The sequence below is a fragment of the Enterobacter sp. JBIWA005 genome (genome assembly GCF_019968805.1).
Taxonomy (GTDB): Bacteria; Pseudomonadota; Gammaproteobacteria; order Enterobacterales; family Enterobacteriaceae; genus Enterobacter; species Enterobacter vonholyi.
Genome location: NZ_CP074159.1, coordinates 3,441,453 through 3,465,336, shown reverse-complemented (window position 1 = coordinate 3,465,336; position 23,884 = coordinate 3,441,453). Strand labels below are relative to the sequence as shown.

Below are 23,884 nucleotides of genomic sequence, written 5' to 3'. Positions count from 1 at the left end.
AAAATTTATCTCATTCATCTCAAAAGTGTTAACCCGCACTCAAAAACATAATTTTCACTATTTATAAAAATGAAATAAATGTTTTATTTATAGGGTCGTTAGTTCACAGCATTCACCAACACCGGGAGCCGTTATGTTTAACATTGCTTTACTGGGCGCTGGCCGAATTGGCCAGGTACATGCAGCTAACATCGCCAGCCACGGCGCGACCACGCTCTGGTCCGTGGTTGACCCGAATCAGGAATTTGCCACCCGCCTCGCCACGCAGTATCAGGCCCGCCAGCAGAGCCTGGATGAAGCGATGACCGACCCTAACGTTCACGCCGTGCTGATCGCCTCTGCCACCGATACCCACGCGGACCTGATTGAAATGGCCGCCCGCCACGGCAAGGCCATCTTCTGTGAAAAGCCGGTACACCTCGACCTCGCCCGCGTGCGCGACTGCCTGAAGGTGGTCAAAGAGTATGACGTGCCGCTGTTCATTGGCTTTAATCGCCGCTTTGACCCGCAGTTCCGCCGCGTGAAAACCGACGCGCAGGCCGGGTGCATCGGCAAACTGGAATCGTTGCTCATTATCTCCCGCGACCCGTCTCCGCCGCCTGCGGAGTACGTGCGCGTTTCCGGCGGCATGTTCCGCGATATGACCATTCACGACTTTGACATGGCCCGCTTCATCATGGGCGAAGAGCCGGTGTCGGTGTATGCCCAGGGCAGTAACCTGGTCGATCCGGCGATTGGCGAGGCGGGGGACATCGATACCGCGTTTATCGTTCTGAAATACGCTTCCGGCGCGATGGCGACCATCGTTAACAGCCGCCGTTCATCTTACGGCTACGACCAGCGCCTGGAGCTGCACGGCTCCGAAGGGCTGCTGTGCGCGGGCAACATTCTCGAAAACCAGGTGCAGCACTACGGCAAACAGGGCTGCACCAGCGCGCTGCCGGAACACTTCTTCCTGCAGCGCTACAAATCCGCTTACGCCGCGGAATGGGAACACTTTGTCGCGGTCCTGCGCGGCGAAGCGGTACCTGACTGCAGCGGCGATGATGGTGAACGTGCGCTGTACCTCGCGGATAAAGCGCTGGAGTCACTCCGCAGCCAGCGCGAGATCGTCCTCTAAACACGACAACCCTACACAGAGAGACATAATAATGAAAAAACTGATCGTAGCCGCCCTCATCGCCATGACGTCCGGGGCCGCCCTCGCCGAAAACGAGCAAATCGTTTTCAGTACGCCAAACCTGGCCATGCCGTTTGAAGTTCACATGCAGCGCACGGCGGTGAAAGCCGCAAAAGAGATGGGCGTGAAGCTTCAGGTACTGGACGGGCAGGGCAGCTCGCCGAAGCAGGTTGCTGACCTGGAAAATGCCATCACCCGCGGGGCGCAGGGCTTTATCGTTTCCCCGAACGATGTGAACGCGGTCTCCAGCGCGGTGGATGAAATTCAGGATGCGAAGCTGCCAGTGGTCACCCTTGACCGCTCCGTCGACAGCCAGAAGAAGGTGCCGCACTTTGGCGCCAACAACTACAAGGGCGGCCAGGCGATTGGCGACTTCGTTAAAACCAAATTCCCCGACGGGGCGGAGATCATTCTGCTGACCGGCCAGCCGGGCTCCTCCTCCAACATCGAACGCACCAAAGGGATCCGCGACAGCCTGAAGGCTGGCGGGGATAAGTACAAGATTGTCGCCGATCAGACCGGCAACTGGATGCGTTCTGAAGGGATGCGCATCGTGGAAAGCGTGCTGCCCTCGCTGCCGAAACGTCCTCAGGTGATCCTCTCCGCTAACGACGACATGGCGCTGGGGGCGATCGAAGCGCTGCAGAGCCAGGGCGTGAAGCCGGGCGAAATTCTGGTCACAGGCTTTGACGCGGTACCGGAAGCGCTGGCCCGCGTGCGCGACGGCTGGCTGGCGGTGACGGCGGACCAGCGTCCGGGCTTTGCGGTGCAGACGGCGATGAGCCAGCTGGTGGCCAACGTGCGCGAGAAGAAAGCCATCACCGGGGCCGACTACCCGCCGACGCTGATCACTAAAGAGAACCTGCAGCAGGCTGAGCGTATCGGTGAGGCCGGTAACTGATTTATCCGCAGCCGCCGCTGGCGCGGCGGCTCACTCTAAAGGAGGAGCAGACCGATGTCGCAACCCTTACTGAAAGTGACCGACCTGGCAAAAAGCTTTTCCGGCGTCTGGGCGTTAAGCAGCGCCCAGCTGACCGTCGGCGCGGGCGAGATCCACGCCCTGCTGGGGGAAAACGGGGCGGGTAAATCCACGCTGCTGAAGGCGCTCGCGGGGGCGCAGCCGCAAACCCGCGGGGATATCTGGTTCAACGGCGAAACGCTGCCGGTGGACGACTCCCCGGTGGAACGGCAGAACAAGGGCATTATCACCATCTACCAGGAATTTAATCTGCTGCCCAACATGACCGTCGCGGAAAACATGTTTCTCGGGCGCGAGCCGCGTAAACGCAATCTGATCGTCGACGAAAAGGCGGTAAATCAGGAAGCGCAGGTCATTCTCGACTATCTGCAGCTGAACGTTGCGCCGACCACGCCGGTCGCCCGTCTGAGCGTTGCCCAGCAGCAGATGGTGGAGATCGCCCGGGCGCTGACCCTCAACGCCAGGCTAATCATTATGGACGAACCTTCCGCCGCGCTGAGCGATAGCGAGGTGGAAAGCCTGCATCGCGTGGTGCGGGAGCTTAAAAACCGCGGCGTAAGCATTATTTATGTTACCCACCGTCTGCACGAAGTTTTCCAGCTCTGCGATCGCTTCACCGTTTTCCAGGACGGCCGCTTCACCGGCACCGGCGCGGTGGCGGAGACCAACGTCGAACAGCTGATCCGCCTGATGGTCGGTCGCGACGTGGCCTTTAACCGTCGCCCTGCCAGCGAAACGCATCATGAGGATAAACCCGTCCGCCTGGCGGTGAAGGGGCTGAGCCGCGAAAAGCCGCCGCTGGATCCGCACGGCATTGCCCTGCATGACATCAGCTTCCACGTTCACGCCGGGGAGGTCTTAGGCATTGCCGGACTGGTGGGCGCCGGGCGCACCGAAGTGGCCCGCTGCCTGTTTGGCGCGGACGCGTTTACCTCGGGCAGCTTTGAACTGGACGGCGTGCCGTACCAGCCGCGCGACCCGCTTTATGCGCTCGATCAGGGCGTGGCGCTGGTGCCGGAAGACCGCAAAAAAGAGGGGGCGGTGCTGGGGCTGTCGATTCGCGACAACCTGTCGCTCTCCTGCCTCTCCTCGCTGCTGCAGTGGCGCTGGTTCGTGAACACCCGCAAAGAGGACGATCTGATCGAGTCCTACCGCAAGGCGCTGCAGATCAAAATGGTCAACAGCGCGCAGGAGGTGCGCAAGCTCTCCGGCGGTAACCAGCAAAAGGTGATCCTCGCGCGCTGCATGGCGCTCAACCCGCGGGTGCTTATCGTCGATGAGCCGACGCGCGGCATTGACGTGGGGACCAAATCAGAAGTGCACCAGGTGCTGTTTGACATGGCGAAAAAGGGCGTGGCGGTGATCGTGATCTCCTCCGATCTGCCTGAAGTGATGGCGGTGTCAGACCGGATCATCACCCTGAGCGAAGGGCGAGTGACCGGCGAGATCCACGGCGACGACGCTAACGAAGAACGGCTGATGACGATGATGGCCATCAACCACAACGCCCTGAACGCGGCATAACGGAGTTTCTCATGACGCAGATGATTTCTAAAACGCAGGCCCCGGTCAAACGCGCCGGACGCATCGATCCCATCGCCTTCTTCGAGCGCTTCGGGGTGCTGATTTTCATGATCCTGCTGCTGATCTTCTTTCAGTCGCAGAACAGCAATTTTTTCTCTGAACGCAATATTTTCAACATCCTGACCGAAGTCTCCATCTACGGGATCATGGCCGTGGGGATGACCTTTGTCATCCTGACCGCCGGGATTGACCTTTCCGTCGGCTCCATTCTGGCGGTCTGCGCCATGACCGCGGCGTACGTGATTAAGGGCGACAACTTCACCACCGTCGACCCGAACGCCTGGGGCGGCATGAGCTGGCTGATTGGGCTGGGGATTTGTCTGGCGATGGGCACGGCGATTGGCTTCCTGCACGGTCTGGGCGTAACCCGTCTGCGCCTGCCGCCGTTCATCGTGACCCTCGGCGGGATGACCATCTGGCGCGGCCTGACGCTGGTGATCAACGACGGCGCTCCGATTGCCGGTTTCGATCAGGGCTACCGCTGGTGGGGGCGCGGGGAGCTGCTCGGCATCTCCATTCCGATCTGGATCTTCGCCATCGTCGCCCTCGGCGGCTATCTGGCGCTGCATAAAACCCGCTGGGGCCGCTTCGTCTACGCCATCGGCGGTAACCCGGAGGCGGCGCGCCTGGCGGGGGTGAACGTCAAGCGCGTGCTGGTCAGCGTCTATGTGCTGATCGGCTGTCTGGCGGGACTGGCGGGCTTCATCCTGAGCGCGCGTCTGGGGAGCGCCGAGGCGGTGGCCGGGATCTCCTTTGAGCTGCGCGTCATCGCCTCGGTGGTGATCGGCGGTACCTCGCTGATGGGCGGCTACGGGCGCATCGGCGGCACGATTATCGGCTCCATCATCATGGGGATTCTGATTAACGGCCTGGTGTTGATGAACGTCTCGGCCTACTACCAGCAGATTATCACCGGATTAATTATCGTTCTGGCGGTGGCGTTTGACACCTACGCCAAGAGCCGTCGCGGCGCACTGTGAGGATCACGATGAAAGAGGTTCGTATTGGATTAATTGGCACCGGGTATATCGGCAAGGCGCACGCTATCGCCTATGCCCAGGCCCCAACGGTGTTCAACCTGCGCGGCAGGCTGGTGCGCGAGATGGTGGCGGAAGTCACGCCGGAGCTGGCGGCAGCGCGCGCGCAGGCGTTTGGCTTCAACCGCTCCACCGGCGACTGGCGGGCGCTGGTGGCCGACCCGGCTATTGATGTGGTGGATATTTGCTCACCCAATCATCTGCATAAAGAGATGGCGCTGGAGGCGATCCGCCACGGCAAGCACGTCTACTCGGAGAAGCCGCTGGCGCTGAACGCCCACGACGCGCGGGAGATGGTTGACGCCGCGAAGCAGGCCGGGGTGAAAACGCTGGTGGGGTTCAACTACATGAAGAACCCGACGGCGCAGCTGGCGAAGGAGATTATCGCCCGCGGCGAGATAGGCGAGGTGATCCACTTCTACGGCACCCACAACGAAGACTATATGGCCGACCCGCTGTCGCCTATTCACTGGCACTGCTTTAAAGAGACCGCCGGGCTGGGGGCGCTGGGCGACCTGGCGGCGCATATCGTCAACATGGCTCAGTACCTGGTGGGGGAGATCGAGCAGGTCTGCGGCGATCTGAAGATCGTGGTCCCGGAGCGCCCGGCGAAGGCCGGATCGTCGGAGATGATTGCCGTCGAAAACGAGGATCAGGCCCACGCAATGGTGCGCTTCGCGGGCGGGGCGCAGGGGGTGATTGAAACCTCCCGTGTCGCCTGCGGCCGCAAAATGGGGTTGTCATATGTGATAACCGGAACGAAAGGCGCTATCAGCTTCACCCAGGAGCGCATGGCGGAGCTGAAGCTCTATCTGCATGACGATCCGGTTAACCGTCAGGGGTTCCGCACCCTGCTCGTCGGCCCGGCGCACCCGGACTACGCCGCGTTCTGCATGGGCGCGGGCCACGGGATTGGCTTTAACGATCAAAAAACGGTGGAGGTGCGCGATCTGGTGGACGGGATTGCCGCCGACGCGCCGATGTGGCCGGACTTCGAAGAGGGCTGGAAGGTATCGCGCGTGCTGGATGCAATCGCGCTCTCGCACCGGGAAGGCCGCTGGCTGAACGTGAACGACATTGTCTGATGAGGTATCAACGTGGAAAAGCAGTTTGATGTGATATGCATGGGTCGCGTGGCGGTAGACCTCTACAGTCAGCAGATTGGTGCCCGTCTGGAGGATGTGTCGAGCTTCGCCAAATACCTCGGCGGCTCGTCCGGCAACGTGGCGTACGGCACCGCGCGCCAGGGGCTGCGCTCGTCGATGCTGGCACGCGTCGGCGATGAACATATGGGCCGCTTCCTGCGCGAAGAGCTCAACCAGGTGGGCTGCGATACCAGCCATCTGATTACAGATAAACAACGCCTCACGGCGCTGGTGCTACTCGGCATTAAAGACCGGGACACCTTTCCTCTGATTTTTTATCGCGATAACTGCGCGGATATGGCCATTACGGCCAGCGATGTGGACGAAAGCTACATTGCCTCCGCACGGTGTCTTGCCATCACCGGGACTCACCTTTCTCATCCTCAGACCCGCGAGGCGGTGCTGACGGCGCTGGGCTATGCCCGCCGTCACGGCGTGCGCACGGTGCTGGACATCGACTACCGTCCGGTGCTGTGGGGGCTCACCGCCTTAGGCGACGGTGAAACGCGCTTTATCGCCGCCGATAAGGTCACCCGCGAGCTGCAGGAGGTGCTGCACCTCTTCGACGTCATTGTCGGCACCGAGGAGGAGTTTCACATTGCGGGCGGCAGCACGGATACCCTGCAGGCGCTGGGGCAGGTGCGTGCAGTCAGTGACGCAGCGCTGGTCTGCAAACGCGGCGCGCTCGGCTGCTCGGTCTATACCGACGCCATTCCGCCCCGGCTGGACGACGGCCTGACGGTGACCGGCGTGCGCGTGGAGGTGCTGAACGTCCTCGGCGCAGGGGACGCGTTTATGTCTGGCCTGCTGCGCGGTTACCTGAACGACGAGGGCTGGGAGCAGGCGTGCCGCTATGCCAACGCCTGCGGCGCGCTGGTGGTCTCGCGCCACGGCTGCGCCCCGGCGATGCCGAGCAAAATCGAGCTGGATGACTATCTTTCACGCGCTGCAGATGTGCCGCGCCCGGATCTCGACCCACGTCTTAACCATCTCCACCGGGTGACCACCCGCCGCCGCGAGTGGCCGGAGCTGTGCGTGATGGCCTTCGACCACCGCAGCCAGCTTGAGGATATGGCGATGCAGTGCGGCGCGTCGATCGGGCGCATTCCGGCGCTAAAGCAGCTGATCCTGCAGGCCAGTCGCGAGGCGGCAAGCCGCGCCGGGCTGGAGGGCAAAGCCGGCCTGCTGTGCGACGGCACCTTTGGTCAGGACGCGCTGAACGCCATCACCGGCGAGGGGTGGTGGATTGGCCGTCCCATTGAGCTGCCGGGCTCGCGTCCGCTGGAGATGGAGCATGGCAACATCGGCACCCAGCTCATCAGCTGGCCGCAGGAACACGTGGTGAAGTGCCTGGTCTTTTTCCATCCGGAAGACGCCCACGGCCTGCGCCTGGAGCAGGAGCAGAAAATTGCCGAGGTGTACCACGCCTGCTGCCGGTCCGGGCATGAGCTGCTGCTGGAGGTGATCCTGCCTGCGACCATGGCGCGCAGCGACGAGCTCTACCTGCGCGCCATCTCCCGCTTCTACAACCTCGGCATTTACCCCGACTGGTGGAAGCTGCCGCCGCTTTCCGCCGAGGGCTGGACGGCGCTGAACGAGATTATCGAACGTCGGGACCCGCACTGCCGCGGGGTGGTGATCCTCGGCCTGGATGCCCCGGCGGAACAGCTGCGCGCCGACTTCAGGGCCGCAGCAGGGCAGACGGTAGTAAAAGGCTTCGCCGTGGGGCGCACGCTGTTTGGCGATGCCTCCCGCGCGTGGCTGAAGCACGATATTGACGATGCGCAGCTGGTGGCACGCATCCGGGACAACTACCTGCAGCTTATCGCCTGGTGGCGCGAGCGCGGACACGCATAATGGAGAAGACAATGAGTGTACAACTGGGCATTAACCCGCTGACGTGGACGAACGACGATCTGCCTTCTCTGGGCGCGGAGACGTCGCTGGAAACCTGCCTGAGCGAAGGTAAGGAGGCCGGTTTCGCCGGCTTCGAGCTGGGCAATAAGTTCCCGCGCGAAGCGCGCCTGCTCGGCCCCATCCTGCAGCGCCACGACCTGCAGCTGGTCTCCGGCTGGTACTCCGGTCGCCTGCTGGAGCACAGCGTGGATGAGGAGATCGCCGCCGTGCAGTCCCACCTGGCGCTGCTGCGCGAGCTGGGGGCGAAGGTGCTGGTCTTTGCGGAAGTGAGCGGCTGCATTCACGGCGAGCAGCAGACCCCGGTGCATCTGCGCCCGCGCTTCCCGCAGTCACGCTGGAAGGAGTACGGTGAGAAGCTTACCGAATTTGCCCGCTACACCCAGCAGCAGGGCGTGCAGATTGCCTACCATCACCATATGGGCACGGTGATTGAGTCCGCTGACGACGTGGACAACCTGATGACCCACACCGGCGAAGAGGTTGGACTGCTGCTGGACACCGGCCATCTGACCTTTGCCGGGGCCGATCCGCTGGCGGTGGCGCAGCGCTGGGCGTCGCGCATCAACCACGTCCACTGCAAAGACGTGCGTGCCGACGTGCTGGCGGACGTGAAAAACCGTAAAACCAGCTTCCTCGACGCGGTGCTGAGCGGCGTGTTTACCGTGCCGGGCGACGGCTGCGTTGATTACCCGCCGATTATGCGGCTGCTGAAGGCGCAGGATTATCACGGCTGGCTGGTGGTGGAGGCCGAGCAGGACCCGGCGATTGCCCATCCGCTGACCTACGCCCGTCTGGGGTATAACAATCTGAGCCGACTGGCGCGCGACGCCGGACTGATTTGAGGAGGTGACATGTCACGTCTGTTATCACGCTGGCAACAGCCGAACGCGGAGGGGCGCACCCAGTCCGTCACGTCGGAAAGCGCAGGGTGGGGGTACGTCGGCTTTGAGGCGTATGAACTGCAGGAGGGGCAGACGCTGACGCTGCCCGCCGTCCGCGAAGAGCGCTGTCTGGTGCTGGTCGCCGGGCGCGCCTCCATCACAACGCCTTCCGCGCAGTTTAACGATATTGGCGGGCGGATGAGCCCGTTCGAGCGCATCAAGCCGTGGGCGGTGTACGTCACCCCGCAGGAGACGGTACAGGTGAAGGCGCTTACGAAGCTTGAGCTGGCGGTCTGCGCCGCGCCTGGCAAAGGCACGTATCCGACGCGGCTGATTGCGCCGCAGGATATCGACGGCGAAGCGCGCGGTAAGGGCCACAACCAGCGCTACGTGCACAACATTTTGCCGGAAGACAAGCCCGCCGACAGCCTGCTGGTGGTGGAGGTGTGGACCAATGAGGGCTGCACCAGCTCGTATCCGAGCCACAAGCACGACACGGATAATCCGCCGCAGGAGACGTATCTGGAGGAGACCTACTACCATCGCCTCAACCCGGAGCAGGGGTTCTGCATGCAGCGCGTCTACACCGACGACAGAACGCTGGATGAGTGTATGGCGGTCTATAACCGTGACGTGGTCATGGTGCCGAAGGGCTACCACCCGGTGGCGACGATGGCCGGGTATGACAGCTACTACCTCAACGTGATGGCCGGGCCGGTGCGCAAATGGATGTTCACCTGGGAGGAGGACCACGCGTGGATTAATCGCGACTATCCCGCAGATGGCGGGCACTGAGGCTATTTTTGCCGGGTGGCGCTGCGCTTACCCGGCCTACAATTTACAAAATATTATTTTGCTTCAATCGCCTGCTCAATCGTCCGGGCAACGATCTGCGGCTGGCTCACCATCGATACGTGGCTTGCCGCCACCTCGGTGGTTTTCGCGTGGATCGTCTTCGCCATCGCCCGTTCAAGATCGGGGTTGATCATTCGGTCATTCTTGCTAACCACATACCAGCTCGGTTTGTCATGCCACGCCGCGTGGACGACTTTTTCACCAAAAGCCTCAGCCTTAATTGGCCCCTGCGTGGCTGCAATCGTGTTTTGAGTGTCTGGCTTCACGTCAGGCGCGAAATCCTTCCTGACGGCGTCCGCTGGCAGGTATAAATAACCGTCGGCCGTTTTGGCAATGCTCGCGCTACCCGGCGGCGCAGGGTAGCTTCCTGCCAGGTCCGCCGTCGACTGGCCGGAATCCGGGGCGAACGCCGCCACATATACCAGCGATTTTACCCGCGCATCGTTGCCCGCCTCGCTAATCACGGTGCCGCCCCAGGAGTGGCCCACCAGCACTACGTCACCCTGCGCACGGGCGATGGCCCGCTTTGTGGCGGCAACGTCATCGTTGAGCGACGTGAGCGGCAGCTGAACGGCAATGACCTCGGCGTGCTGCTTCTGCAACAGGGCAATCACCTTATTCCAGCTGCTGCCGTCGGCAAACGCGCCGTGAACCAGCACGACGCTGGTTTTACCCTGTGCAAAGGCGCTGGCGGAAAGCGCCAGCAGGCCTGCCGTTAGTACAGTCAGTGCTTTCATCTTGAGACTCCTTAAAAGTGGTGGACCGCCGCGTGGGGTGGTACGGTGAATTCGATGGTTTTGCGGTCGAGCGGCTTGTGCGTCGGGTCGGCCAGAATAATCGTCACCTTGTGTTTACCGGCGGGGAGTCCCACCAGAATTACCGGCTCTCCGCTGGCGTCAGCCCAGTGCAGGGCGCGTCATCCACCACCACGTGAATGTGTCCGATGCGCGGGGTGACCTTGAGCGCTTCAGGTCCGAATACCGGCTCGATGCGCAGGTTTTCGGCACGGTACTGGATAAATACCGCGCCTTTGCTCAGCGGCCCGGCAAGCGGGGGATCGACGATCAGCTTTGCGGGCGGCTGCGGCTGCGCCAGCGGGGCAACGGCGGCGGGGCCGTTAACGTCCCCGGCGCTCAGGTTGTCCAGCGGCGTGGCCTGGGCATGGGCTACAGATGCCAGGACAAGCAGGGGGATAAGTGCATAACGACGGGTCATCGGTCTCTCTCCTCATCGGTTCTGAATGGCGACAGGGAAAGAAAACCATTTTTATGTATCGGAGATATTTGCCGGAGGCGGCGTTTTGTACCCGTTTGTCAGCGTGGCGCTCTGGATACAGTGCGATACAGTTTGCTTCCCGGGACAGCGCACGATCGCTATCGCCAGCCCGGCAATCACCAGCGTCAGCCCCGTCGACACCCCCATTGCGCCAGCGATCCCCAGCGTTTTGTTCAGCCACGCATAGGCAAACGGTGAGGCTGCGGCCATAAGTTGGCCCGGGATAAGCAGCATGCCCGTACGGCGGGCATAGCTTTCGGTGTTAAACAGTTCCAGCGGCAGCGTGGCTTTCACGATGGTGACCAGCCCGTTGATGGCACCGTAACCCAACACAAATCCGGCCGCGCACCAGACAAACTGGGAACTGCTTAGCCCAACCAGAAAGCAGAGCGGCATGGCGAGCGCGGTAAAAAGCGTGAGTTTGAAGGGGGTTAAGCGGGCGCCCGCCAGCACTTCCAGCGAGCGAGCACCCGTCTGGCCGATCCCCCACAGCATGCCGATGGCGACAGGCAGGCCGAAGTGGGCAATAAACTCCGGCAGATGGGTGGACGTGCCGTTCGAAACAAAAGTAATGAGGGCAATGAAGATGGCATAAAGCCAGCCGTGACGCCGCTCGTTGTTCAAAGGCGGCACGGTGACCTTTGTCGTCACCGTTAGCCGCTGACGGGGAAGCGTTCTTATCAGCGCCGCGCTCAGCAGGCCGAACAGAGCATAGACGCGCAGCGCGTCCTGCCAGCGCATAACCTGAAGCAGAGCATCGCCCAGCGGCCAGAAGACGGCGGAGGCCAGTCCACCCGCCAGCGTGACGCGTGAGATTGTTCTGCGCGCCTGCTGCCCGTAGAGGTTCACCAGCGCGGCGAACAGCGCATCGTAAAGCGACAGGCGCATGCCTGTGCCGGCGACCAGCCAGGCACAGTACCACCCAAAAAGCGTCTGGGTATACGCCATCCCTGCGCAGCTTGCGGCGATCAGCAACGTTCCGCTCATCACCACCGTCTGACCGCCAAAGCGTGCCAGCAGGCGGGCGACAAAAGGGGATACCACCGCCATCACCAGCATCGCCAGCGTCAGGCCGAGGTAAATCTGCGGTGAAGACCATCCACGGTCAGCTGAAATGGCCAGCGCAAAGGTGCCCGGCATATAAAACGAGATCCCCCAGTTGATGAGTTGATTACATCCGGCAGTGAGGGCGAGGTGGCGTGGCAGGGCAGGTGTTTCCATTATTTTTCATTCCGCTATGCAGTTGTCCTGAGCATAACGGGCGCGGTATTGTGCTGGCAGGGCTGCAACCTTATGCGCGGTATAAGAGAAACTTTGAATGACGACGCTTAATCTGGGCTATCTCGCCACCTTCCGTCTGGTGATCCAGCGCGGCAGCTTTTCAGCGGCAGCGGATGTGCTGGGTATCTCCCAGCCCGCCGTCAGCCTGCAAATACGCCAGCTGGAGCAGTTTCTGCAAACGCGGCTGGTAGAGCGTACCGGGCGAGGGATAAAGGCGACGGCTGCCGGAGAGGCATTGCTGGCGCATGGGGAGCGTATTCAGCAGGTGGTGGATGACGCTATTCGGTCCGTGAGCGCATTCAGCCACGATGTGAGCGGCACCATTACGCTTGGCACGGGGGCAACGGCCTGCATCCATTTTCTGCCGCCTCTGCTGGAGCAGCTACGACGCGACTATCCGCTCCTGAACGTGGGGGTGACGACGGGCAACACCCGCGATATCGTCAGGGCCATCGAAGAGAACCGTCTCGATATGGGGCTGGTCACGCTGCCGGTGAGTGGCAAGGCGTTGGACGTCATGCCGGTGATGGACGAAGAGTTTGTTTTTATCGCCTCGCGGGAGCTGAAGGATGTTTTCAGGGACTTTACCCCGGATGCGCTGCACGCTCAGCCGCTGATTGCCTTTGAATCAGGTAGCGGAACCCGGACGCTGATCGATGGCTGGTTTGCGGCTAATGGATTAGCGATCGCACCGGTGATGCAGCTTGGCAGCATCGAGGCGATCAAACGCATGGTTCGCGCGGGGCTGGGCTACAGCATCGTGCCTCGAATGGCGGTAGAACAGGATGACGATCGCGAAGGACTATGCGCGATGTCGCTTACGCCCATGCTGCAGCGGCAGCTGGCGGTGGTGATGCGACAGGATAAAATCCTCAGCAAAGGGATAGCGGCCATTATTCGGCTCGTGCAGCATCCTTCGGCGGTTTAGCGGTCAGCGGTATCGACGGTCAGGCCGGATTGCTGCGACTGGGTTTTGTCCTGATGGTGGTACCAGGCGCCAATCGAGGAGTAAACGAAGCGGCCAAAGAAAAACAGAAAGCTGATGAGCAGTATGATGCGGGTCATTCGGGTGTTAAATCGATGTCGTTTGCGCATACGCGTGACCTGACTCACTCTGTTTATCCTGGGTAAGCCCTTTTGGGCGATAGGGATATTAAGGCACAGCGGGAAGAAGGGGTCAATTCTGCAGTGTGTAAATAACCGTCAATGTATACATTAATTAATGTTATTGAATTTAATTAATGCATTTACCATATTGATAATATGAAGAAAATTATTTCAAAAAAAACACCACAAAGAGTAATTTGCGTAAAGTAGTTTGATTTAAGTCAACGGATTCCCGGCCCTTATATTTAAAATCCTTCCTCCACACAGTTCGCCCCGCACGCCGCCGGGCGGCGCGTACGTCAGGTTGGATGCCTGTCTTTATTTTCCCTCTGGAGCGAAAGGGGTTTAACCGGGCATCTATGAACATTCTCGCTTTCCTGAAAAAAAATGAAAACCGCTGGTGGGCATTGCCGCTTATTTTGCCTGTGGTTTTACTTCCCGTGCTGAGCATCGCGAATACCTTCACGCAGCTGGGAGACGGTATTGCGGCACTCTATTATTTACCCCTCTCATTTTTGCTTTCGCTGATGATGTTCTTTGGGCTGGAAGCGCTGCCCGGGATCGTATTGTCGCTGTTTATCCGCTATTACCCCTCGGTCGGCATGTTCGAAACGGTCGCTGGTATGCTCCATTTTGTCGTCCCTTTAGTGCTGAGCTGGGGCGGCTACCGGGTGTTTGCGCCCAGACGGAATATGACCGCATACGGCGACATCCGGCTGATGGCGCAGCGCATCTTCTGGCAGGTCTTCTGCCCCGCGACGCTATTTCTGGTGCTGTTTCAGTTTGCGGTGTATTTAGGCGTATATGAGAGCCGGCTGAGCCTTGCGGGATTAAACCCTCTTAATATTCGCACGCTCATCAACTATCAGACGCTGCTGGTCAGCGGGCTGACGGGCGTGCCGCTGAGCTATCTGCTGATCCGCCTGATTCGCCATCCGCGCTATCTCAAAAGCCTTTTCTCGCAGATCCGTTCCCAGATAGATAAAAAGGTGACGGTCATTGAGTTTCTGATGTGGGCGATTGCGCTAGGCGGGCTGCTTACGCTGCTGCTGCTCCCGATGAATGAAAACAGCTCCATTTTCACCACGAACTACACCCTGTCGCTGCTCATGCCGGTGATGCTCTGGGGCGCGATGCGTTTTGGCTATAAGCTGATTTCGCTTATCTGGACGCCGATACTGCTGGTATCTATTCACTATTTTTACCGCTATATCCCGGTGAACCCGGGGTATGACATTCAGCTGGCGATCACCTCTTCCAGTTACCTGGTCTTCTCGTTCGTGGTGGTTTTTATGTCGATGCTGGCAACCCGGCAGCGCGCGGTGAACAAACGCTCGCGCAGGCTGGCGCTGCTCGATCCGGTCGTCCATATGCCTAACCTGCGGGCGCTGTCGCGCGATCTGGCGAAAAACCCGTGGTCGGCGCTCTGCCTGCTGCGTATTCCGGAGCTGGAAATTCTGGGCCGAAATTACGGCGTGTTGCTGCGGATTCAGTACAAGCAGCAGCTGGCGCAGTGGGTGAACGGTACTCTCCAGCCCAGCGAGCAGGTGTACCACCTGACCGGGTGCGACATGGCGGTACGCCTCAACGCGGAATCGCACCAGCAGCGGATTGAAACCCTGGACGAGCATATCAAACAGTTCCGCTTTGTCTGGGACGGCATGCCGCTTCAGCCGCAGGTGGGAGTGAGCTATTGCTATGTCCGGTCCCCGGTTAACCATCTGTATCTGGTGCTGGGTGAACTGGGCGTGGTTGCCGACCTGTCGCTCGCCTCTAACCATCCGGAAAATCTTCAGCAGCGTGGGGCCGTCCATTTGCAGCGTAACCTGAAGGATAAAGTTGCGATGATGAGCCGCCTGCAAAAGGCGCTTGATAACGACGAATTCACCCTGCTGGTTCAACCCGTTCGCGGCCTGCGTGGCGATTGCTATCACGAAGTCCTGCTCCGGATGCCGGATGCCAGCGGGCTATTGATCTCTCCCGATCGGTTCCTGCCCGTCGCGCAGGAGTTTGGCCTCTCCTCGCGGGTGGATTTGTGGGTGCTGGAGTATACTCTGCGCTTCCTGGCCGCGCATCGCGAAAGGCTGCCCGGCCAGCGTTTCGCCATTAATCTGGCCCCCTCAACCGTATGTCGGGTGCAGTTTCCGCTTGAGGTCAGTCGCCTGCTGGCGAAATACGCCATTGAGCCGTGGCAGCTAATTTTTGAAGTGACGGAGTGCAGCATCTTTTGCAATGCGGAGCAGGCGCTACACATCCTCCGGCAGCTGCAGAAAATGGGGGTACGTATTGCGATTGATGATTTTGGCACCGGCTATGCGAGCTATGCGCGGCTGAAAAGCGTGGATGCGGATATTCTCAAGATCGACGGCAGCTTTATCCGCAATATCGTCAACAACAGCCTGGATTATCAGATTGTGGCGTCTATCTGCCATCTGGCGCGCATGAAGAAGATGCTGGTGGTGGCGGAGTACGTCGAAACCGAAGAGATACGTAGCGCGGTTCACGCGCTAGGCATCGATTATGTGCAGGGCTATCTGATTGGCAGACCGGCGCCGCTTGAGTCGCTGCTGGAAGCTGAGGCGTCCTGCGCGGACGCCTGAACCGTTACGCGGCGACGTCGGCGCTCTCTTCTTCGATTTTGAGCAGCCAGCCGGTGACCGCTTCCCAGTACTGCTGTTCTTTTTCCAGGTCCAGCAGGACCAGCGCGTTCTGGCTGAACCAGTCGTGCGGGAAGCTCAGCGTCCAGTGATGGTCGTCGGTTTTAAGCTTCAGCGTGGGCGGCGTGGTGGTGGCCTGGCGCTGGTTATTGAGCAGTACGCCCAGACGCAGCAGCTGTATAAGCGGCAGGAACTGTTTTTTCTTGAACAGCGTGAAGCGCGGCAGGTCGTCGAGCTTGATGGCTTTGCGGTGATAACGCACCAGGGTCGCCATCATGGTTTGCTGCTCCTGGTTGAAGCCAGGCAGATCGCTATTTTGCAGAATGTAGGCCGAATGGCGATGCATCCCGCTGTGGTTGATGTTGAGCCCCACCTCGTGGAGCATTGCGGCCCATTTTAACAGCGCGGCAAGCTGCGGGTGCGCGAGCTTCGGATTCTGCTCTTCCCACTGCTCGTACATCTGCACCGTGGTGTCCAGCACGCGCTTCGCCTGCTCGCGGTCGATATTGTACTGGTTAGCCAGGCTTTGTGCGGTGCGGCTGCGAATATCCTGATGGCGGAAGCGGCCTTCCATCTCATACAGCACACCTTCGCGCAGCGCGCCGTCGGAAAGGCGCAGCTCTTTAATGGCGAGGGCATCAAACACGCCGCAGAGGATGGCCAGCCCCGGAACGAAGACCACCTTACGCTCGTCGGAAAGCCCCGGCAGGCTTAAGGCGTCAAAACTTTTATGCTTCAGCACCTCTTCGGTCAGCAATGTCAGGCGTTCGGGCGTGATAAACCCGTCTTTTTCACCCATCGCCAGCAGCACTTCATGCGCCGCTTTGATGGTACCTGACGCGCCCAGCGCCACGTTCCAGCCCTGGATACGGTACTGCCAGGCCAGGTTTTCCAGCTTCTGGACGGCCGCCATCCGCGCACGCTGGAAGTTCTCGCGGGTGATGCTACCGCCCGGGAAATACATCTGTGCGAAGCTGACGCATCCCATACGGCGGCTTTCCACCAGGCGCGGCTCAAAGTCTTCGCCGATCACAAGCTCCGTAGAACCGCCGCCGATGTCGATAACCAGCTTGCGCCCTTTTTCCGGCTGGGTGTGCTCGACGCCCATGAAGATCAGACGCGCTTCCTCGTTGCCGGAGATGATCTCAATCGGGTAGGGGATCACCTTTTCGGCCCGCTTGAGAAACTCAGGTGCGTTCAGGGCCTGGCGTAGGGTGTGGGTGCCCACGATGCAAACGCTGGAGGGCGAGAAGCCCTGCAGGCGTTCAGCAAACAGCGACAGGCAGTTTAACCCGCGCTCCATCGCCTCTTCGCTGAGCATGCTGCGTTCATCAAGACCATCCGCCAGGTGTACGCGCTGCTTCAGACGACCGATGATCTGCAACGCGCCATCTACCTCACGGGCGATGACCATGTGGAAACTGTTAGAGCCAAGATCGACCGCGGCGAATTCCTGCGGGCGTGGGGTCTTATCATTTATCGGCATAGGTTAATCGGGTTGCTCGAGTGATTTGATATAGTCGTAAATCGCCAGTTGCGACCGCACTTTACGGCGGTTGCCGCGCGGTACATAGCGGTTACTGAGTTCTTTGTCGATATAGCGTGCTTTCACGGTATCGCTGAACAGAATCTCGATGATGTCGAGGATCTGCTGCTTCAGGCGCGGATCCAGCAGCGGTGCCGCGACTTCAATTCGGTAGTCAATATTGCGCGTCATCCAGTCTGCCGAAGAGAGATAGACCTGTTTATCACCCGCATTATCGAAAATATAGACCCGATCGTGCTCCAGGTAGCGGTCAACAATGCTGATCACGCGAATATTGTCGCTGATGCCTTCCAGTTCCGGGATCAGCGAGCACATGCCGCGGATCAGAAGATTAACCGGTACGCCGGAGCTGGACGCCGCATACAGCCTGTCCACCAGCCCTTTATCGACCAGGTTGTTAAGCTTCAGCGTGATGCCGGACGACAGCCCTTTCTGGGCATTGGCGATCTCTTTATCGATCATATCGTACAGCAGACGGCGCGAGTTCTGCGGCGAGACCAGCAGATAGTCGAAGCTCACCGGACGGTACGGGTTTTCGATAAAGTTAAAGACCCGGCGCACTTCGTTAGTGATGCGGGCATCGGCAGTTAAGAGCGAGTAGTCGGTATAAATTCGCGCGGTTTTCTCGTTAAAGTTCCCGGTACCGATGTGGGCATAACGCACCACCTCATCGCCCTCTTTACGAGAGATGAGGAACAGCTTGGCGTGAATTTTCAGCCCTGGCGCGGAGAAAATGACGTGCACACCGGCTTCCGTCAGACGACGCGCCCAGTGAATGTTCGCCTCTTCGTCGAAGCGCGCCTGCAGCTCAACCACCACTGTGACTTTTTTGGCGTTGTGCGCCGCGTGGATCATCGCATCGATGATGCGAGAATCTTTTGCCACGCGGTAGATGTTGATTTTGATCGCCAGCACGCTCGGGTCGAACGAGGCCTGACGCAGCAGTTCCAGCACGTGCTCGAAGGTGTGGTACGGATAGTAGAGCAGGACATCGCGTTCGCGGATGGCGTCGAATCCGTTGCGGAATTTATCGAACCAGAGATGGCGCAGGCGCGGCAGCGGCTTGTTCACCAGGTTGGCTTTGCCGACGTTCGGGAAGCCAATAAAATCTTTAAAGTTGTGGTAACGACCACCCGGAACGATGGAGTCATAGCGCGAAATGGTCAGTTTCTCACGCAGCATCTCCACCATGGCGTCCGGCATATCGCGCTGATAGACGAAGCGCACCGGTTCAGCCGTCAGGCGCTGTTTCAGGCTGGATGACATCAGCTCCATCAGGCTGGCTTCCATCTCGTGCACCAGGTCATATTCGGCGTCACGAGTCATTTTCATCGAGTAGGCGTTTAACGCATCGTAATCGAAGAAGCCTTTGAAGATGTCGTCCAGACAGTAGCGCAGGATGTTATCCAGAAGGATCATTGGCTTGCGTCTGCGCGGGGTTTCCGGCGGCAGGTTCACAAAGCGCGGCACCTTGTCGGATGGGATCTCCAGCAGCGCGTAACGGATAGATTCACCGCGAATAATTTCCACCGCCAGGTAGGTGTAGTCATCTTTCAAAAACTGCACCAGATCGGTTTCGCGGTTGATCAGAATGGGGGTAATGTGCTGGCGCAGATAGTGTTTGAAGTAGTGGCGCAGCCAGTTTTGTTGGTTAACGGAAAGCTGGCGTTCGTTAATCAGGAAGATTTGATTGCGCGCCATCTCCAGCAGCAGTTCGTTATACAGGCCGTCAAATTCCTGATCGGCTTTCAGCACGCGGGACTGGATTTTGCCCAGCAGATGCCGCGAGTGCGAGTTTAAGCCCTGTTCTTCGCTGATAATGATGCGTCTTTTCAGCTCGGCAAAGCGAACCTTGTAGAACTCATCCAGGTTGTTCGAATAAATACCCAAAAAACGCATGCGCTCGATCAGCGGGTTACTTTTGTCTGCCGCTTCCTGGAGTACACGTTCGTTGAATGCTAACCAGCTTAGCTCTTTCTCGATATATAACTTTTCCTGACCCATTACAGCTCACACTCCAGTTCAATCACAGGACGTGGTAAATCCGTCTCGTCCTTATTATGGCGAGCATTTCCACGATATGTCCAACAGTGCCAGAAAAGTATGACAGTTATTTTTTTTGTTGGGGAATTTAGAGGGTTGGGGAGGGGACATTCGGGTAATGCATCAGGCAGGTCGGGTAAGCGCAGAAGCGCCACCCGACATAATAAACTACTCTTCCGCCGCATGACCCTGCGGAGGTAACTTAACGCCGTCCAGCCAGGCAGCGCCGTCGCGCATCTCGAGACGTCCGTCGACAAACCAGCTTACCACCAGCGGGTAAATGGCGTGTTCCTGGGTCTGCACGCGTTCGGTCACGTCTTCTTCGCTATCGCCGTCAAAGACCGGGACTTTCGCCTGCAGGATAACCGGACCGCCATCCAGCTCGTCGGTAACGAAATGCACGGAGGTGCCATGCTCCTCATCGCCATTTTCCAGAACCTGACGATGGGTATGCAGGCCGGGATATTTCGGCAGAAGAGAAGGGTGAATATTCAGCAGACGTCCGGTGAAGTGTTCTACAAAAGCCGGGCTCAGAATGCGCATATAGCCCGCCAGCACGACTACGTCCGGCGCGTAGGCATCAATCTCATGCACCAGCTCGCGGTCAAAGGCTTCACGCCCGGCGAACTGGCTGGCTTCCAGCGCGTGCGCGGGAATGTTCGCTTCCCGCGCGCGCTCAAGGCCGAACGCGTCGGCCTTGTTGCTGAATACTGCCCGAATGGTGCCGTTGATTTTCTTCTGCTTGCAGGCGTCTATGATGGCCTGCAAATTGCTTCCGTTGCCGGAAATGAGCACCACGATGTTTTTCATTCAATGACCACACGCTGTTCGGAATCGGAGGCTTTAATCGTACCGATTTTCCACGCGTTTTCACCTTTCTCCGTCAGCAGCTTCACTGCTTTATCCGCTTCGCTTGCCGGCAGGGCGATAACCATGCCCACGCCGCAGTTAAAGGTGCGGTACATTTCGTGAGAGCTCACGTTGCCCGCGGTCTGCAGCCAGTTAAACACGGCTGGCCACTGCCATGAGGATTCGTCGATCACCGCCTGGGTGTTGTCCGGCAGAACGCGCGGGATATTTTCCCAGAAGCCGCCGCCGGTCAGGTGGGCAATGGCGTGAACGTCGACGTTCTCGATAAGCTCAAGCACGTTCTTCACGTAGATGCGGGTCGGCGCCAGCAGATGGTCGGCCAGCGGTTTACCGTCGAGTTCGGTCGTCAGCGGGTCACAGCCGCTCACTTCGAGGATTTTACGCACCAGGGAGTAGCCGTTGGAGTGCGGGCCGCTGGAGGCCAGCGCGATCAGCACATCGCCATCGGCCACTTTGCTGCCGTCGATAATTTCTGATTTTTCTACTACGCCGACGCAGAAGCCCGCGACGTCATAATCTTCGCCGTGATACATGCCCGGCATTTCTGCGGTTTCACCGCCGACCAGCGCGCAGCCAGACTGCAGACAGCCTTCGGCGATACCGTTGATCACGCTTGCCGCGGTATCCACGTCCAGTTTGCCAGTCGCGTAGTAATCGAGGAAGAACAGCGGCTCTGCGCCCTGAACCACCAGGTCATTCACGCACATCGCGACCAGATCGATACCGATCGTGTCGTGACGTTTTAAATCCATCGCCAGGCGCAGCTTGGTGCCTACACCGTCAGTACCCGAGACCAGAACAGGTTCACGATATTTTTGCGGCAGCGCGCACAGTGCGCCGAATCCACCCAGACCACCCATCACTTCCGGGCGGCGGGTTTTTTTCACCACACCTTTGATTCGGTCAACCAGCGCATTACCTGCGTCAATATCAACACCGGCATCTTTGTAGCTGAGAGAAGTTTTGTTGGTCACGGCTTAAATCCCCACGCGATTGCATAGCTAGTAAGAAAAATCGGCGCAATTCTAACAGTCCAGGCAAACGTTTGCGAGCCTATTCTGGACGTGGAGATCTTTTTTTCTGTGCACCCCGTGAATGCAGCCAAACTTGACTCTGTTCACGAAAATGAAACCGGTTTCTGAGAACTGCTTGCAACGGTAATTCCCTTTGCACATCATCGAACTGAAACCGGTTTCTGTAATTGTTTTTGCAGAAAATAACGCAGAATGAGGGAAAGCGAATGTCAGGATTTAAAGCAGATTTTCTGTGGGGTGGGGCCGTTGCGGCGCACCAGCTGGAAGGCGGCTGGAAAGAGGGCGGCAAAGGCGTGAGCGTGGCCGATGTCATGACCGCGGGCGCGCACGGCGTGCCGCGTGAAATCACCAACGGCGTGCTGGAAGGGAAAAATTACCCTAACCATGAAGCCATTGATTTCTACCACCGCTATAAAGAAGACATCAAACTCTTTGCCGAGATGGGGTTCAAATGCTTCCGCACCTCTATTGCCTGGACGCGGATCTTCCCGAAAGGCGACGAGCTTGAGCCTAACGAGGCTGGCCTGAAATTCTATGACGACCTGTTCGACGAATGCCTGAAGTACGGTATCGAACCGGTTATCACCCTGTCTCACTTCGAGATGCCTTTCCATCTGGTCACGGAATACGGCGGCTGGCGCAACCGTAAGCTGATCGACTTCTTTGTTCGTTTTGCAAAAGTGGTATTCCAGCGCTATCAGCATAAAGTGAAGTACTGGATGACCTTCAACGAGATCAACAACCAGGCCAACTTCCACGAAGACTTTGCGCCGTTCACTAACTCCGGGCTGAAGTACGCGCCGGGTGAAGACCGTGAGCCGGTGATGTTCCAGGCGGCGCACTATGAGCTGGTGGCCAGCGCCCTGGCGGTGAAGGCGGGGCGTGAGATTAACCCGTCGCTGCAGATTGGCTGCATGATTGCCATGTGTCCTATCTACCCGCTCACCTGCGCGCCGGACGATATGATGATGGCGATGAACGCCATGCACCGCCGCTACTGGTTCACCGACGTGCACGTGCGCGGCAGGTACCCGCAGCATCTGCTCAACTACTTTGCGCGTCGCGGCTTTACGCTGGATATTACCGAAGAAGATAAAGCCGCGCTGAAGCAGGGCTGCGTCGATTACATCGGCTTCAGCTACTATATGTCCTTCGCCACCAAGGCGACGGCGGATAACCCGCAGCTGGATTACGACGAGAGCAAGAGCCTGGTCACTAACCCGTACGTGCAGAAATCGGACTGGGGCTGGCAGATTGACCCGGTGGGGCTGCGCTACTCCCTCAACTGGTTCTGGGATCACTATCAGCTGCCGCTGTTTATCGTTGAGAACGGCTTTGGCGCGATCGACGTGCAGGAGAGCGACGGCACGGTGAACGACCAGTACCGCATTGACTACCTGTCCGCCCACATCCGCGAGATGAAAAAAGCGGTGGAGGAAGATGGCGTGGATCTGATGGGCTATACCCCGTGGGGCTGTATCGACCTCGTTTCTGCCGGTACGGGCGAAATGAAAAAACGCTACGGCTTTATCTTTGTCGACAAAGACAATGAAGGCAACGGCACGCTGAACCGCAGCAAGAAGAAATCGTTCGACTGGTATAAGCAGGTAATTGCGAGCAACGGCGATAGCCTGTAATTGCCGGGTGGCGCTAACGCTTACCCGACCTACACTACACGTAGGTCCGCGTAAGCGCAGCGCCACCGGGCAGAACTCGCACCCAAGCCGGAGTCTCGCCTCCGGTTTTTTTTGTCTCTAAATCACTTTGCTTGATATACGTCAAGCAAGATGGGTATGGCCTAATCCGAAAAAAGCGGTATAATCCCGAGATTTTTTTGCGGACGCCGCCTCAGAGGAGAAAGAGAATGAAGATTGTGGAAGTGAAACACCCACTCGTTAAACACAAGTTGGGCCTGATGCGTGAGCATGACATCAGCACGAAGCGTTTTCGCGAACTGGCATCTGAAGTCGGCAGCCTGCTGACATACGAAGCGACCTCCGATCTGGAAACAGAAAAAGTCACCATCGAAGGCTGGAACGGCCCGGTGCAGGTTGAGCAGATCAAAGGTAAGAAAATTACCGTGGTGCCAATTCTGCGTGCCGGTCTCGGCATGATGGAAGGCGTGCTGGAGCACGTGCCAAGCGCGCGTATCAGCGTGGTGGGTATCTACCGTAACGAAGAAACCCTTGAGCCGGTTCCTTACTTCCAGAAGCTGGTCTCTAACATCGACGAGCGTATGGCGCTGGTGGTTGACCCGATGCTGGCGACCGGTGGTTCGATGATCGCCACCATCGACCTGCTGAAAAACGCGGGCTGTAGCAGCATTAAGGTGCTGGTGCTGGTTGCGGCTCCGGAAGGGATCGCGGCGCTGGAAAAAGCGCACCCGGACGTTGAGCTGTATACCGCCTCTATCGACCAGGGCCTGAACGAGCACGGGTACATCATCCCGGGGCTCGGCGATGCCGGCGATAAGATCTTTGGTACGAAATAATC

Annotated in this window: 19 protein-coding genes and 1 pseudogene; 12 read left to right on the top strand and 8 right to left on the bottom strand. The window is 58.9% G+C overall.

Annotation, left to right across the window (positions count from 1 at the left end):
- Nucleotides 1–133: 133 nt before the first annotated feature.
- Genes iolG through iolB form a run of 8 tightly spaced genes read left to right on the top strand, consistent with a single transcriptional unit; the run spans nucleotide 134 to nucleotide 9,518 of the window.
- A complete protein-coding gene (gene iolG / locus KGP22_RS16370) occupies nucleotides 134–1,120 on the top strand; it encodes an inositol 2-dehydrogenase (protein ID WP_115875988.1) in 987 nt (328 codons plus the stop codon).
- A gap of 31 nt (nucleotides 1,121–1,151) precedes the next feature.
- The gene (locus KGP22_RS16365; RefSeq protein WP_008502118.1) at nucleotides 1,152–2,081 is read left to right on the top strand and encodes a sugar ABC transporter substrate-binding protein; all 930 of its coding nucleotides are present in this window, start codon (nucleotides 1,152–1,154) and stop codon (nucleotides 2,079–2,081) included.
- Between the two features lie 54 nt (nucleotides 2,082–2,135).
- Entirely contained in the window at nucleotides 2,136–3,683 is a 1,548-nt protein-coding gene (locus KGP22_RS16360; protein WP_025912800.1) for a sugar ABC transporter ATP-binding protein, read from the top strand.
- An 11-nt stretch (nucleotides 3,684–3,694) separates the two neighbouring features.
- Nucleotides 3,695–4,723: an ABC transporter permease gene (locus KGP22_RS16355; RefSeq protein ID WP_008502116.1), complete on the top strand. Its 1,029-nt coding sequence runs from the start codon at nucleotides 3,695–3,697 to the stop codon at nucleotides 4,721–4,723.
- An 8-nt stretch (nucleotides 4,724–4,731) separates the two neighbouring features.
- Complete coding sequence (locus tag KGP22_RS16350; RefSeq protein ID WP_223580169.1) at nucleotides 4,732–5,865, top strand: Gfo/Idh/MocA family oxidoreductase; 1,134 nt, start codon at nucleotides 4,732–4,734, stop codon at nucleotides 5,863–5,865.
- A 12-nt stretch (nucleotides 5,866–5,877) separates the two neighbouring features.
- Entirely contained in the window at nucleotides 5,878–7,782 is a 1,905-nt protein-coding gene (gene iolC / locus KGP22_RS16345; RefSeq protein ID WP_223580167.1) for a 5-dehydro-2-deoxygluconokinase, read from the top strand.
- 11 nt (nucleotides 7,783–7,793) lie between these two features.
- Complete coding sequence (gene iolE / locus KGP22_RS16340) at nucleotides 7,794–8,684, top strand: myo-inosose-2 dehydratase (protein ID WP_223580165.1); 891 nt, start codon at nucleotides 7,794–7,796, stop codon at nucleotides 8,682–8,684.
- A 9-nt stretch (nucleotides 8,685–8,693) separates the two neighbouring features.
- Nucleotides 8,694–9,518, top strand: a complete 825-nt coding sequence (iolB, locus tag KGP22_RS16335) for a 5-deoxy-glucuronate isomerase (RefSeq protein WP_223580163.1) — start codon at nucleotides 8,694–8,696, stop codon at nucleotides 9,516–9,518.
- 53 nt (nucleotides 9,519–9,571) lie between these two features.
- Here the strand turns inward: iolB and KGP22_RS16330 are convergent, their stop codons facing one another.
- The 3 genes and pseudogenes from KGP22_RS16330 to KGP22_RS16320 all read right to left on the bottom strand — a co-directional run bounded on the left by KGP22_RS16330 (nucleotide 9,572) and on the right by KGP22_RS16320 (nucleotide 12,074).
- Nucleotides 9,572–10,315 carry an alpha/beta hydrolase gene (locus KGP22_RS16330; RefSeq protein ID WP_223580162.1) on the bottom strand — a complete coding sequence of 248 codons (744 nt, stop codon included), beginning with the start codon at nucleotides 10,313–10,315 and terminating at the stop codon, nucleotides 9,572–9,574.
- A gap of 11 nt (nucleotides 10,316–10,326) precedes the next feature.
- Nucleotides 10,327–10,793 (bottom strand): annotated as a pseudogene (locus KGP22_RS16325) (DUF6130 family protein).
- Nucleotides 10,794–10,844: 51 nt separating this feature from the next.
- Nucleotides 10,845–12,074: an MFS transporter gene (locus tag KGP22_RS16320; protein ID WP_223580161.1), complete on the bottom strand. Its 1,230-nt coding sequence runs from the start codon at nucleotides 12,072–12,074 to the stop codon at nucleotides 10,845–10,847.
- A 97-nt stretch (nucleotides 12,075–12,171) separates the two neighbouring features.
- Between KGP22_RS16320 and KGP22_RS16315 the strand changes: the two genes are divergently transcribed.
- Nucleotides 12,172–13,062 carry a LysR family transcriptional regulator gene (locus tag KGP22_RS16315; RefSeq protein ID WP_223580160.1) on the top strand — a complete coding sequence of 297 codons (891 nt, stop codon included), beginning with the start codon at nucleotides 12,172–12,174 and terminating at the stop codon, nucleotides 13,060–13,062.
- Here the strand turns inward: KGP22_RS16315 and KGP22_RS16310 are convergent.
- On the bottom strand, nucleotides 13,059–13,247 hold the full coding sequence (locus KGP22_RS16310) for a YfgG family protein (protein ID WP_223580159.1): 189 nt from the start codon (nucleotides 13,245–13,247) through the stop codon (nucleotides 13,059–13,061). The genes KGP22_RS16315 and KGP22_RS16310 overlap by 4 nt on opposite strands.
- Before the next feature lie 353 nt (nucleotides 13,248–13,600).
- On the opposite strand from KGP22_RS16310, the gene KGP22_RS16305 reads away from it, so the two are divergent.
- Nucleotides 13,601–15,841 carry an EAL domain-containing protein gene (locus KGP22_RS16305; RefSeq protein ID WP_223580158.1) on the top strand — a complete coding sequence of 747 codons (2,241 nt, stop codon included), beginning with the start codon at nucleotides 13,601–13,603 and terminating at the stop codon, nucleotides 15,839–15,841.
- A 4-nt stretch (nucleotides 15,842–15,845) separates the two neighbouring features.
- On the opposite strand, the gene ppx is transcribed toward KGP22_RS16305, so the two are convergent.
- From ppx to purM, 4 genes are all read right to left on the bottom strand, one after another.
- Nucleotides 15,846–17,384 (bottom strand): exopolyphosphatase, encoded by a 1,539-nt coding sequence (ppx, locus tag KGP22_RS16300; protein ID WP_045399702.1) that lies wholly within the window; start codon nucleotides 17,382–17,384, stop codon nucleotides 15,846–15,848.
- Between the two features lie 3 nt (nucleotides 17,385–17,387).
- Nucleotides 17,388–19,448 carry a polyphosphate kinase 1 gene (gene ppk1, locus KGP22_RS16295; RefSeq protein ID WP_111965176.1) on the bottom strand — a complete coding sequence of 687 codons (2,061 nt, stop codon included), beginning with the start codon at nucleotides 19,446–19,448 and terminating at the stop codon, nucleotides 17,388–17,390.
- 207 nt (nucleotides 19,449–19,655) lie between these two features.
- Nucleotides 19,656–20,297 (bottom strand): phosphoribosylglycinamide formyltransferase, encoded by a 642-nt coding sequence (purN, locus tag KGP22_RS16290; RefSeq protein WP_223580157.1) that lies wholly within the window; start codon nucleotides 20,295–20,297, stop codon nucleotides 19,656–19,658.
- Nucleotides 20,294–21,331: a phosphoribosylformylglycinamidine cyclo-ligase gene (gene purM / locus KGP22_RS16285; RefSeq protein WP_008501643.1), complete on the bottom strand. Its 1,038-nt coding sequence runs from the start codon at nucleotides 21,329–21,331 to the stop codon at nucleotides 20,294–20,296. The genes purN and purM overlap by 4 nt, the downstream gene beginning before the upstream one ends.
- Nucleotides 21,332–21,597: 266 nt before the next feature.
- Here purM and KGP22_RS16280 point away from each other — a divergent pair, with 266 nt between their 5' ends.
- Both KGP22_RS16280 and upp read left to right on the top strand, forming a co-directional pair.
- Nucleotides 21,598–23,028 carry a 6-phospho-beta-glucosidase gene (locus KGP22_RS16280; protein WP_136195547.1) on the top strand — a complete coding sequence of 477 codons (1,431 nt, stop codon included), beginning with the start codon at nucleotides 21,598–21,600 and terminating at the stop codon, nucleotides 23,026–23,028.
- A 227-nt stretch (nucleotides 23,029–23,255) separates the two neighbouring features.
- The gene (gene upp, locus KGP22_RS16275; RefSeq protein WP_111965178.1) at nucleotides 23,256–23,882 is read left to right on the top strand and encodes a uracil phosphoribosyltransferase; all 627 of its coding nucleotides are present in this window, start codon (nucleotides 23,256–23,258) and stop codon (nucleotides 23,880–23,882) included.
- Nucleotides 23,883–23,884: the final 2 nt, after the last annotated feature.

Excerpts from the sequence above, each read along its gene's own strand:
- iolG (WP_115875988.1), top strand. The coding sequence starts at position 134 with ATGTTTAACATTGCTTTACTGGGCGCTGGCCGAATTGGCCAGGTACAT.
- KGP22_RS16365 (WP_008502118.1), top strand. The coding sequence starts at position 1,152 with ATGAAAAAACTGATCGTAGCCGCCCTCATCGCCATGACGTCCGGGGCC.
- KGP22_RS16360 (WP_025912800.1), top strand. The coding sequence starts at position 2,136 with ATGTCGCAACCCTTACTGAAAGTGACCGACCTGGCAAAAAGCTTTTCC.
- KGP22_RS16355 (WP_008502116.1), top strand. The coding sequence starts at position 3,695 with ATGACGCAGATGATTTCTAAAACGCAGGCCCCGGTCAAACGCGCCGGA.
- KGP22_RS16350 (WP_223580169.1), top strand. The coding sequence starts at position 4,732 with ATGAAAGAGGTTCGTATTGGATTAATTGGCACCGGGTATATCGGCAAG.
- iolE (WP_223580165.1), top strand. The coding sequence starts at position 7,794 with ATGAGTGTACAACTGGGCATTAACCCGCTGACGTGGACGAACGACGAT.
- iolB (WP_223580163.1), top strand. The coding sequence starts at position 8,694 with ATGTCACGTCTGTTATCACGCTGGCAACAGCCGAACGCGGAGGGGCGC.
- KGP22_RS16330 (WP_223580162.1), bottom strand. The coding sequence starts at position 10,315 with ATGAAAGCACTGACTGTACTAACGGCAGGCCTGCTGGCGCTTTCCGCC.
- KGP22_RS16320 (WP_223580161.1), bottom strand. The coding sequence starts at position 12,074 with ATGGAAACACCTGCCCTGCCACGCCACCTCGCCCTCACTGCCGGATGT.
- KGP22_RS16315 (WP_223580160.1), top strand. The coding sequence starts at position 12,172 with ATGACGACGCTTAATCTGGGCTATCTCGCCACCTTCCGTCTGGTGATC.
- KGP22_RS16305 (WP_223580158.1), top strand. The coding sequence starts at position 13,601 with ATGAACATTCTCGCTTTCCTGAAAAAAAATGAAAACCGCTGGTGGGCA.
- ppx (WP_045399702.1), bottom strand. The coding sequence starts at position 17,384 with ATGCCGATAAATGATAAGACCCCACGCCCGCAGGAATTCGCCGCGGTC.
- ppk1 (WP_111965176.1), bottom strand. The coding sequence starts at position 19,448 with ATGGGTCAGGAAAAGTTATATATCGAGAAAGAGCTAAGCTGGTTAGCA.
- purN (WP_223580157.1), bottom strand. The coding sequence starts at position 20,297 with ATGAAAAACATCGTGGTGCTCATTTCCGGCAACGGAAGCAATTTGCAG.
- KGP22_RS16280 (WP_136195547.1), top strand. The coding sequence starts at position 21,598 with ATGTCAGGATTTAAAGCAGATTTTCTGTGGGGTGGGGCCGTTGCGGCG.
- upp (WP_111965178.1), top strand. The coding sequence starts at position 23,256 with ATGAAGATTGTGGAAGTGAAACACCCACTCGTTAAACACAAGTTGGGC.